Annotated in this window: 10 protein-coding genes; 6 read left to right on the forward strand and 4 right to left on the reverse strand. The window is 73.1% G+C overall.

The genetic code is table 11. The features are described from left to right. Positions 1–660: 660 nt before the first annotated feature. Positions 661–1,212 (forward strand): ATP-binding protein, encoded by a 552-nt coding sequence (locus BZY54_RS44860; protein WP_167414179.1) that lies wholly within the window; start codon positions 661–663, stop codon positions 1,210–1,212. A 480-nt stretch (positions 1,213–1,692) separates the two neighbouring features. Here the strand turns inward: BZY54_RS44860 and BZY54_RS44865 are convergent, their stop codons facing one another. Continuing rightward, a complete protein-coding gene (locus BZY54_RS44865) occupies positions 1,693–2,733 on the reverse strand; it encodes a GlxA family transcriptional regulator (RefSeq protein ID WP_086731115.1) in 1,041 nt (346 codons plus the stop codon). A gap of 84 nt (positions 2,734–2,817) precedes the next feature. Here BZY54_RS44865 and BZY54_RS44870 point away from each other — a divergent pair, with 84 nt between their 5' ends. Further along, complete coding sequence (locus BZY54_RS44870; RefSeq protein ID WP_086731116.1) at positions 2,818–4,167, forward strand: MFS transporter; 1,350 nt, start codon at positions 2,818–2,820, stop codon at positions 4,165–4,167. Between the two features lie 30 nt (positions 4,168–4,197). Here BZY54_RS44870 and BZY54_RS44875 read toward each other — a convergent pair whose 3' ends face one another. Continuing rightward, complete coding sequence (locus BZY54_RS44875) at positions 4,198–5,400, reverse strand: flavin-containing monooxygenase (RefSeq protein ID WP_086731117.1); 1,203 nt, start codon at positions 5,398–5,400, stop codon at positions 4,198–4,200. Between the two features lie 135 nt (positions 5,401–5,535). Between BZY54_RS44875 and BZY54_RS44880 the strand changes: the two genes are divergently transcribed. Together BZY54_RS44880 and BZY54_RS44885 are read left to right on the forward strand one after the other, a co-directional pair. Then, a complete protein-coding gene (locus tag BZY54_RS44880) occupies positions 5,536–6,138 on the forward strand; it encodes a GNAT family N-acetyltransferase (protein ID WP_086731118.1) in 603 nt (200 codons plus the stop codon). Between the two features lie 77 nt (positions 6,139–6,215). Continuing rightward, positions 6,216–7,109, forward strand: coding sequence for a GNAT family N-acetyltransferase (locus BZY54_RS44885; RefSeq protein WP_086731119.1), 894 nt, complete (start codon positions 6,216–6,218; stop codon positions 7,107–7,109). 31 nt (positions 7,110–7,140) lie between these two features. Here BZY54_RS44885 and BZY54_RS44890 read toward each other — a convergent pair whose 3' ends face one another. Next, entirely contained in the window at positions 7,141–7,809 is a 669-nt protein-coding gene (locus BZY54_RS44890; protein ID WP_086731120.1) for a pyridoxine/pyridoxamine 5'-phosphate oxidase, read from the reverse strand. A gap of 694 nt (positions 7,810–8,503) precedes the next feature. Beyond that, complete coding sequence (locus BZY54_RS44895; protein WP_086731121.1) at positions 8,504–9,139, reverse strand: TetR family transcriptional regulator; 636 nt, start codon at positions 9,137–9,139, stop codon at positions 8,504–8,506. A 135-nt stretch (positions 9,140–9,274) separates the two neighbouring features. Here BZY54_RS44895 and kbpA point away from each other — a divergent pair, with 135 nt between their 5' ends. Next, positions 9,275–10,003, forward strand: a complete 729-nt coding sequence (kbpA, locus tag BZY54_RS44900) for an AfsK-binding protein KbpA (protein ID WP_086731122.1) — start codon at positions 9,275–9,277, stop codon at positions 10,001–10,003. A 232-nt stretch (positions 10,004–10,235) separates the two neighbouring features. After that, a partial coding sequence (locus BZY54_RS44905; RefSeq protein ID WP_143668297.1) for a serine/threonine-protein kinase occupies positions 10,236–11,016 on the forward strand: 781 nt, incomplete at its 3' end.

The following is an 11,016-nucleotide window of genomic DNA, read 5'->3' on the forward strand; positions in this document are numbered from 1 at the left end:
CCCGCCCCCGACCGCCGGCGGACAGCCCCCCACCTGGGACTCCGAGGCGCAACCGCGTCCGAAGCGGGCGCTGGCCCGGTGCAGTGCCGGCGGCGATGTGACCGAGGGTGAGAAACCGTTCGCGGCCGATCCGGCGGCCGGGGCGGGGAGGTCGCCCCCTGGGCTGCGCATGCGCGGCCGAGCCGGACGCGGATGCCGAAGATCGTGGCACCCGGGGACTGCGGAGCGTAGTTGCCGGGGCGTTTCGCCGACCGGGCTCGTCACGTCCCGGAGTCGCCGCCCCGCTCCGGTACCTTGTGGGAGATGCGAGTGGTTCGGAGCGCCGGCCGTCCCGGTGCTGCCCCTGGGGCGGCTCCGGATCCGGGGGTGCGCGCCGCAGCTCGCGAGGTCGGGCGGTCTTCGCCGCCCGCCCGTTCGACTCCCCGCGACGAGCGTCGCACAGTATGCCGCACGGGTACTCCTTCGCGCGGGAATATGCCCGAAGCGCTTGTTGCGGTGACGGTACGTCAACCATGCTGTCTGGCAAGGGAGTCACGGTCCGTGACCCTTGCTCTGGCCGTTGTTCTGGCCATGCAGAAAATGGCTACGATCGTGGCCCTCGTGTGGCGCGGGGCTACGTGTCCGCCGGTTCGGATGGTGTGAGCGGTGCAGGTGCTTCAAGTGCAGCTGGAGATCCGGCCCGACCCCGCGGAAGTGGGGCGAGCCCGCAGGTGGGCGCGCTCACGGCTCGCGGTGTCGGGGATAGCGTCCGACGAGTCGCTCGCCGAGACACTGGTCCTGCTCGTCTCCGAGCTCGTCACCAACGCCGTGGTGCACACCGGCGCTCCGGCCGTGCTGAGACTGTCCCTGCCCGGTGCGGCGGCCGAAGCAGCCACCGTGCGCCTGGAGGTGGCGGACGTCAGCACCCGGGCACCCGTCCCGCGCTGTGCGGGGGACGACGCCACGAACGGCCGCGGCCTCGCCCTTGTAGACGGCCTCGCCGACCGCTGGGGCTGGAGCGCCGAGGGCGCGGGCAAGCGCATCTGGTGTGAACTGGACCGCCGTACGCCGTCCCCGTCCCGGGCGGCGGCACCGGCGACCTGCGGCGGCCGGGTGCCGGCGGGTGGGTCGGTGTGTGCCGTGGGGGCGGGCGCCCCGGCTGCGTGCGCGGCGGCTGCCTGTGCGGACCCGGCGTTCGACGGCCTGGCGTACGAGGCGGTGCAGACGGCGTAGGCGGGACGGGGACGCCTCGCGAGTCGGCTTCCGGCCGCCCGGCGACTCCCGTTCCCGTGCCTCGTGCGGAGCCGGTTCGGTCGACGGGCCGGCGTACGGGGCGGTGTGAGCCCCGGTGCTCCCCGGGCCGGTTCGATGGGGTGGCCGTGCGCCGGGGATGCTTCCGTGCGCGGCAGCCGTGATCCCGGCATAACGGGTGAATCACTGAACACCTGTTGACGGTCCGTGCCCGTCTGATCACCCTTGTGGCAGCGATTCGCCGTGAGGGGACGACGAGGGCCCGGCGACGGAGGCCCTCGACGAGCGTGAGTCGTCAGGCCGGTGCCGGCCGGTCCCTGCAGGGTCGAGGGGGTGGGACCGGAGCGCCGGAACCGGATGGCGGCGCGCGGTGCCGTGCTCGGGGCGGGCATGGGCGCGCCGCCAGCCGGGCCGCCATCCGCGGTTGACTTTTCCACAGGCTGTGGACAGTTCCTGGGCGCGCTACGGTTCCGTCCGTCCCCGGCGGGCCGGCGCCGCGGGTGCGGCGCTGAGCGCGGTCGTGGCGCGGAACGTGCGCCGGTACGCCGTCGGCGTCACCCCGAGCGCCGCCTGCAGATGCTGCCGCATCGACTGCGCCGTACCGAACCCCGAGCCCCGGGCCACCTGGTCGACGGACAGGTCCGTGGACTCCAGCAGGTGGCGCGCCCGCTCGACGCGCTGCTGGGTGAGCCACTGCCCGGGGCTGACCCCGACCTCCTCACGGAAGCGCCGGGTGAAGGTCCGTACCGACATGGCCTCCTGCTCGGCCATGTCGCGGAGCTGGATCGGCTCGTGCAGCCGGCCCAGCGCCCACGCGCGCGCGGCGGTCGTGGTGGCCAGCTGCGGGTCCGGGACGGGCCGGTGGATGTACTGCGCCTGCCCGCCGTCGCGGTGGGGCGGTACGACGGTACGGCGGGCCACGTCGTTGGCGACCGCGGTGCCGTGGTCGCGGCGCACCATGTGCAGGCACAGGTCGATGCCCGCCGCGACCCCGGCCGATGTCAGCACGTCGCCGTCGTCGATGAACAGCACGTCCGCGTCGACGTCGATCCGCGGGAAGAGCCGCTGGAATCGCTCGGCGTCGGCCCAGTGGGTGGTGGCGGGGCGGCCGTCCAGGTAACCGGCGGCGGCCAGCACGTACACCCCCGTGCAGATCGAGGCGAGCCGGGTGCCGGGCCGCACGCGGGCGAGCGCGGCGGTCAGTTCCTCGGTCAGCCTGCCCTCCTCGTACACCGGGCCGAGCTCGTACGACGCCGGGACGATCACGGTGTCGGCGGTGGCCAGGGCCTCCGGGCCGTGCGCGACGTCGATCGTGAAGTCGGCGTCCGTCTGCACCGGCCCCGGCGGCCGGGCCGAGCAGGTGACGACGTCGTACAGGAGGCGCCCCTCGGCGTCCCTGGGGCGCCCGAAGATCCGGTGCGGGATGCCCAGCTCGAAGGGGAGCAGCCCGTCCAGGGCGAGGACGACGACGCGGTGCGGCCGGGACTCCTGCGCGGGACTCATGGCCTCATCCTAGTGGCCCGATTCTAACGAATGCTGTCCTTCGGGCCACTCGATGCGCGCGGGCCCTCACCGCAAGCTGGTGACGTGACCCAGACAACCGACTCCGCAGCCACCGAGCCCGCGGCCGCCGCAGCCGAGGCCGTCGAAGCCACAGAGGGGGACCCGTCCGTCAGGAAGGGCGGGCACCGCATCCACCGCGCCTGGTTCGTCGCCGCCGTCACCTTCGTGACGATCACCGGCGCCGCGGCCTTCCGTTCCCTGCCCGGACTGCTCATCGATCCGCTGCACCAGGACTTCGGCTGGTCGCGCGGCACGATCGGCGCGGCGGTCTCCATCAACCTCGCGCTGTACGGGCTGACGGCCCCCTTCGCGGCGGCGCTGATGGACCGCTTCGGCATCCGGCGGGTGGTCGCGGCGGCCCTGACGGTGATCGCGCTCGGCTCCGGGCTGACGGTGTGGATGACGGCCGCCTGGCAGCTGCTGCTGTGCTGGGGACTGCTGGTCGGACTGGGCACCGGCTCGATGGCGCTGGCCTTCGCCGCGACGGTCACCAACCGGTGGTTCACCGAGCGGCGCGGCCTGGTCACCGGCATCCTCACGGCCGCCTCCGCATCCGGCCAGCTGGTCTTCCTGCCCCTGCTGTCCTGGATCGTCGAGCGGCACGACTGGCGCCCGGCGGCCGTCACGGTCGCCCTCGCCGCCCTCGCGGTCGTCCCCTTCGTCTGGCTGCTGCTGCGCGACCACCCGGCCGACATCGGCGTACGGCCGTACGGGGCGAAGGAGTTCGTGCCGAAGCCAGATCCGGTGCCGGGAGCCGCGCGCCGGGCCGTGACCGTCCTGTCCTCGGCGGTGCGCACCGGCCCCTTCTGGCTGCTGGCCGGCACCTTCGCGATCTGCGGCGCCTCCACCAACGGCCTGATCCAGACCCACTTCGTCCCCGCCGCCCACGACCACGGCATGCCCATCACGGCGGCGGCCTCGCTGCTCGCGGTCATCGGCGTGTTCGACGTGGTCGGCACGATCGCCTCCGGCTGGTTCACCGACCGATTCGAGCCGCGCCGACTGCTCGCCGTCTACTACGCCCTGCGCGGGATCTCCCTGCTGTTCCTGCCGATGCTGCTGGCACCGAGCGTGCACCCGCCGATGATCTTCTTCATCGTCTTCTACGGCCTCGACTGGGTCGCCACGGTCCCGCCCACGCTCGCCCTGTGCCGCGAGCAGTACGGCGAGGACAGCGCGATCGTCTTCGGCTGGGTCCTCGCCTCCCACCAGGTCGGCGCCGCCCTGGTCGCCTTCGTCGGCGGTGTCGTGCGGGACGCCTTCGGCTCGTACGACATGGTCTGGTACGCCTCCGGGGCGCTCTGCGCGGTGGCGGCGCTGATGGCACTGGTGATCCGGCGGCGGCCGCTGTCCCTCGTCCCCGCCGCCGCGTGAAGGCGCGCCGGCCGCGAGGGCGCTGCCGACTCAGGCGCCGTGCTTCGCCGCGATCGCCTTGGCGATCCGCTCCGCGTCGATGGCGAGTTCGCGGAGCATGCCGCTGATCGGGTTGGTGAAGCCGGTGAAGTACAGGCCGGGGGCGTCGGCAGGGGTGCGGGGGCCGTGGACGACCGGCTTGCCGCGGGAGTCGAGCACGCCGAGGTGGCCGACCAGGTCCTCCAGGCCGCGGGAGTAGCCGGTGGCGGCGATGACCGCGTCCGGCGCGATCCGGCTGCCGTCGGCGAGCACGACCTTGCCGTCCTCGAAGCCCTCGACGGCGGCCACGATCTCGACCCTGCCGGTGCGCACGGCGTCGATGAGACCGACGTCCTGGACGGGGATCGCGCCCTCGCGGACCCGGGAGTACAGGCCGGTGTCGGGGCGGGGCAGGCCCTGCGCCGACAGGTCGGGCAGGCTGACCTTCGCCAGCGGCCCGGCGAGACGGTCGACGAGCGCGACCGGCAGCCGCCGGCACAGCACGCCCGTGTACTGGGCGGCCCACCCGGCGGTCGACCGGCGCACGATGTGCGGGACGGTGCGCACGGACAGCCGTACGCGCCCGGCCCCGCCCTCCACCAGGTCGACGGCGATCTCGGCGCCGGTGTTGCCCACGCCGACGACGAGCACGTCCCGGCCGGCGTAGGGCCCGGGGTTGCGGTAGGCGGAGGCGTGCACGAGTTCGCGATGCTCGCCCTCATCGCGGCCGTACTCCGTGCGGCCGGGCCAGTCGGGTATGCGCGGTGTGTGGTTGTAGCCGGTGGCGACGACCACCGCGCTGCCGGTCAGCTCCCGGCCGCCGGTGGCGCGCAGCAGCCAGCCCGGGCCGTCCGCGGAGCCGTCGGGGACGCGCTCGATGCGGGAGACCTCGACACCCGTCACGATCTCCAGATCGTGGTGCTCGGCGTACTTCTCCAGGTACCGCACCACGTCGTCCCGCGACACCCACCTGCCGAACCGGCGCGGCATCGGCAGGCCGGGCAGCGCGGAGAGACGGCGGGTGGTGTGCAGGTGCAGCCGGTCGTAGTGGCGCCGCCAGGACGCCCCCACTCCCTCCGACCTCTCCAGGACGACCGCGCGGACCCCCCGCGCGCGGAGCGCGTACGCGGTGGCCAGGCCGCCCGGTCCGCCGCCGACGACGTAGACGGGGCGGTCGCTGGGCTGCACTGCGGTGCGGGTGTCGGAGTCGGCCATGAGCGCGAGCGTAATCACGCGCCCGGTTGATGGGTATCGGTCAAGACCGGAATTGGTTGCGCATTGATCACGGATGAACGGGGCTGTCGTTCATGACGGGGGCCAGGCCGCCGTCGTCTCGGCGACAATGATCCGATGGCCGACATAAATGAGACGTCCCTCGTCGACCCCGCCCCCGAGCTGTACGGGCACGGTCTCCGGCTGCGTGTCTGGGACCCGGAGTCCGAGGCCGACGTGGAGGCCTGGCTGCGCGGGCGGTCCGACCCCGAGTTCCGGCACTGGAACACGCCGTTGATCCTGGAAGAGGGGCCGGCGGACGCGCGCGAGTCGCTCGCCTCCCACGTGCAGAACGCCGTCAACGGCATGGGCATGCCCTTGTGCGTCACGGACGAGGCGACCGGCGCGACGCTCGGTCACGTCAGTATCGGCGTGGTCAGCCGCCCCATGCGGGCCGGACGGGTCGGCTACTGGGTGCTCCCCGAGGCCCGTGGCCGCGGGGTCGCCACACGGGCGCTGCTGCTGGCCGTGCGCTGGGCCTTCACCGACCTCGGCCTCTTCCGCCTGGAGCTGGACCACGCCCTCGGCCACGACGCGTCGTGCCGCATCGCCGAGCGGTGCGGCTTCCTCTACGAGGGGACCCTGCGCGGCGCGATGTGGGAGGCGGGCCGGCACGACGCCTTCCGGGACTGCCACCTGCACGCCCGGCTGGCCACGGACCCCGAGCCGGAGCTGGGGTAGCGGGAGCCGGCGCCGAAGTCCGGGGCGGGGCACCGTAATTCGGAGGCGCCGCGCCGGGCCGGGCGGAATCATGAGGCATGGCTTCGGACGACTGGCACCTCACCGACGACGTCGACGAATTCCTCGCACGCGCCGGGGACTTCCTCCGCTCGCGGCCCGCGCCGCACACCGTGCACCTGACCGTGACGGAGAACCTGCGCGCACGGGGCGGGCGGATCTACGGGGGCCAGGACCCCGAGTTCGGTGTCCTGGAGAGGGAGGGGCAGTCGCCGCGGGAGGGCGAGGCGGACGGGGCGCCCGGAGTGCGGGCCGCCTTCTTCCGTACGCCGCCCCACCCGATCGTCCTCACCGCCCTGACGGAGGGGGAGGCCGACGCCCTCGCGGGGCAGCTGGCCGGGATCGGACGGAAGCTGTCCGGCGTCAACGCCGAGCGCGACACCGCCGCGGCCTTCGCCGCCGCCTGGCGGCGCCGCACCGGTGCCGAGACCGCCCTCCGCGTGCGGATGCGGCTCTACCGGCTGGGCGAGCTGAACGTGCCCCGGCCGGTCCCGCCGGGGCGGGCGAGGGTGGCGGGAGCGGAGGACCGGAAGCTGCTCGTCCGCTGGTACGAGGAGTTCTGCGCCGCCGTGGGCGAGTCGGCCGGGCGGGACGCGCGGGAGTGGGCGGACGAACACGTCGAGCGCGGTGACGTCATGCTCTGGGAGACACCGGACGCAACGCCCGTCGCCATGGCCGGTACGGCCCCGAAGGTCGCCGGGCAGATCCGGGTGCTCGGCGTCTACACGCCGGCGCACCTGCGGGGCCGGGGCTACGCGGGAGCCGTCACGGCCGAGGCCAGCCGGGCCGCACTGGAGAGGGGAGCGGCGGAGGTGCTGCTCTTCACCGACCTCGCCAACCCCACCAGCAACGGGCTGTACCAGAGGATCGGGTACCGGCCGGTGTCCGACTTCGCGGTGTACGACTTCGGGTGAGGTGGCGGTGGCTCGGGAAGCGGCCGGGGCCTCAGGGCCAGAGGAGCTCCTGGGACCAGGTGTCGTCGGCCGTGCGGAGGTAGCGCAGGCGCACATGGCGGCGGTCGGGGTCGCCCTGGAAGAACTCGACCTCGGTGGGCCGCAGGCGGTAGAGGGTCCAGGAGGGGACCTCCGTCCCGGGGTCGCGTCGCGCCCGGTCCCAGGCCTCCCGCGAGGCCCGGGCCAGCTCGTCCAGGGAGCCCAGGACCTCGCTCTGGTGGCCGGTGAGGGCCGCGGCCAGGGCTCCCGTGGAGCGCGCGTGCAGGTCCGACTGCGCCTGCTCGGGCGGGGCCGTCGTGACCGGGCCCCGGACCCGGACCTGGCGGCCCAGTGCCGGCCAGTAGAAGGCCAGGGCCGCGTGCGGGTGGGCGGCCAGGTGGCGGCCCTTGCGGCTGCCCGCATGGGTCGCGAAGAACCAGCCCGAGGCGTCCGCGCCGTGCAGCATCACGATACGGACGTCCGGGTGACCCTCCATGTCGGACGTCGCGAGGGACATCGTGTGCGGCTCCCGCTCGCCGGCCGCCACCGCCTGCGCGAACCACCTCGCGAAGAGGGGCAGGGGCGTCGACGGAGCGGTGGCCGGGTCGAAGCCCGGCAGTTCCGTGACCGCCGGGTCCCAGACGCGAAGCGACCTCAGCAGTTCGTCAAGATCCGTGTGCATGACCCGAGTATCACGGCCCCGCTGAACGCCGGGGAGAGACACGGGCGGGCCGATCGACAGGAAGGTGAGGCGACCGTGGACATGGCGGAGCTCGCTCGGCCCAAGCCGGGCCACGACAGGGCGGAAGGCGGGGCATACCCTGAAGTGACCCGTGCCCGGCGTGAGTCGAGCAGGTGAGAGGGCGTCCGGCGGGCGCCGGTCGCCTCGTCGGCGCCCTGCTGCTCGGGGCCACCGCGTGCACCGCCGGTGAGACGGTCTCGCTACGAGCCCTGGTGCGACCATGCCGGCTCGGACTACAGGTGCGCGGTGCGACGGCTCGAACCGGGGCCTTGCGTGTCCTGGAGTTCCGGCTCCGGCTGGGCGAGCCGGGCACGGGCCGGGTACGCATCGAGGACAATGAGCCGAACAGGTCCGGCCCGCCGGAGTGGCCGTCCGGGCGCCGTGATCCGGATCCGGCGAACGACGAGGCCGTCATCAGGGTCCTGGGGTAGCCGGACCCGTTTCGCGAACCTTCGTTCGGGTATGTGTGGCGGTGGGTGACCGGTGTGCGGCGGTGCGTGCGCCGCTCGGGCCGTCGTGTACCACGAGGTGCCCCACAGCGCAGCAGGCGGCGGTCCACTTGAGTGAACCGCCGCCTGCCTGACAGGACTTGGGGCCTGGGAGGGCCGTGTAAGAGCTCCGGGCCGAGGTGTGGCTATCTCGTCGGCTTCTTTCCCGTGACGCCCAGGTACACCAACAGTGCGAGGTTCGGCTTCAGTTCGGCCTGCTTCACGCCCCAGGAGGTGAAGCCCTTCTGGTGGGAGGCCACGGCCGCGAGCATCGCGACGAGCGAACCGGCGATCGCGGCCGGGTTCACATCCTTGTCGACCTTGCCCTTGGACTGGAGTTCGGCAACCGAATCCGCGAGAGAATTGTTCACCGAGTTCAGGATCTTCATACGGAGCTTGTAGAAGCGCTTGTCGCCCTCGGCGGCCCCGAGGTCGACCACGCGCAGAATCGCGTCGTTGCGGCGCCAGAAGTCCAGGAAGCCGTCGACGAGTTCCTGTGCCGTCTGCCAACCGGCCTTGCCGACCCAGGACCGCCCTTCGAGCACCTCGGCCAACCCGGCGCCCTCGGTGGCCATTTGCTCGGCGATCTCCAGGACGGCGCCCTCGACGTCCGGGAAGTACTGGTAGAAGGTGGCGGGCGAAGTGCCCGCCTTCCGGGCGACGTCGATGACTTTGACGTCCCGGTAGGGGGAGGAGCTGAGCATCTCACTGAGGCAGTCGAGCAGCTTCTGCCGGGTCGCCTGCCCGCGGCGCCCGGCCACGCGGCCGTCGACTGTACGCACTTGTCCTGTCATGTCGTCAGCTTACCGAGGGGGTGTGGGAGCGCGATTCGGCCGACTGCAAATGGGGTGCACGAGCGAAGAGAGGGTGGTGTGCCTGGTACTGCGGGGTGCGGGACGCCCCGCTACTTTGACGGCATGGCCGAAAACAGGGCATCCGCATACACAGAGGGCGTCCCCTGCTGGGTGGACGCACAGCTTCCCGACGTCGAGGCGGGACAGCGGTTCTACGGTGAGCTCTTCGGGTGGACATTCGAGGCGAAGGAGGCGTACGGCGGCTCCGTACTCGCCCGGCTGGACGGGGAGCCCGTCGCCACGCTCACACCCAAGACGGACGGCCGGATGCCCACGGTCTGGACTGTGTTCTTCTCCACCCCGGACACCGGGGCGCTGGGCGGACGGATCCGGGCGGCGGGCGGCCAGACCCTCGGCGACGCCCGGACGGTCGGCCACTTCGGGGCGGCCGCCCTGGCCGCCGACCCGGAGGGCGCGGTCTTCGGCCTGTGGCAGCCGGAGCGGCACGCGGGCTTCGGCCGGCGGCACGAACCGGGCACCTTCGGCTGGGTCCAGCTCTACGCCCGCGACACCGAGGCCGCCAACGCCTTCTACGGCGGCCTTTTCCACGACGCCCTGTTCGGCCCGGACGCCCGCCCCGACTTCGGCCGCACCGCCGTCGGCGAGGTCTTCCCCTCCGAGATGCCGCCCCACTTCCTCGTCCACTTCCGCACCGCGGACCTCGAGGCCGCCCTGGGTGCGGTCGCCCGGCTCGGTGGCCGGATGCAGGTGTCACCCTTCGAGGCGTCCTACGGGACCGTGGCCGTCGTGGCCGACAATCAGGGGGCGTCGTTCGCCCTGCTGGAGAGGTGACTCGTGCCGTACCGGGCGGTAACCGGTGCCCGGGCGGCGGGATACCGCCGGCGTGCGGTCGACTTGCGGTCGATTTGCCATGGGACATCCCGATTCGTCGGCGGGTTCGCAACCAGCGCTCCGGCCAGGAAGAATCGGGGTGCGTGCCGCCGCGGCGGTGCGGTGGTGAGACGCTGCACGGGGCCGCGTACACACGGAGGTGACGCGGCTCGTACGGGGAGGTGGCAGGCAAGTGGTGGATCAGCTGACGCAGCACGATCCGCGGCGGATCGGGCCGTTCGAGGTGCTGGGACGGCTGGGTGCCGGCGGCATGGGGCTGGTCTATCTCGCCCGCTCGGCGTCCGGCCGGCGGGTGGCGATCAAGACGGTCCGCACCGAGCTGGCCGAGGACCAGCTGTTCCGCGTCCGCTTCACGCGCGAGGTCGAGGCCGCCCGGGCGGTCTCCGGCTTCTACACGGCCGCCGTCGTCGACGCCGACCCGCGCGCCGCCGTGCCGTGGCTGGCCACCGCCTACGTCCCCGCGCCCTCCCTCGAGGAGATAGTGACCGAGTGCGGACCGCTCCCGGTCCAGGCGGTGCGCTGGCTCGCGGCGGGCGTGGCCGAGGCGCTGCAGTCCATCCACGGCGCCGGGCTCGTCCACCGCGACCTGAAGCCGTCCAACGTGCTCGTGGTCGAGGACGGGCCCCGGGTGATCGACTTCGGCATCGCGTCCGGCGTCTCGAACACCCGTCTGACCATGACGAACGTGGCCGTCGGCACCCCCGCCTACATGTCCCCCGAGCAGGCCAAGGACTCCCGCAGCGTGACCGGCGCCAGCGACGTCTTCTCGCTCGGCTCCACGCTCGTCTTCGCCGCCACCGGCCATGCCCCCTTCCACGGCGCCAACCCGGTCGAGACGGTCTTCATGCTGCTGCGCGAGGGCCCGGACCTCGAAGGCCTCCCGGACGAGCTGCGCCCGCTCATCGAGTCCTGCATGCAGATGGAGGCCACGGCCCGCCCCACCCCCTGTCTCT

The organism is Streptomyces carpinensis, assembly GCF_002154505.1.
GTDB classification, from domain to species: Bacteria; Actinomycetota; Actinomycetes; order Streptomycetales; family Streptomycetaceae; genus Streptomyces; species Streptomyces carpinensis.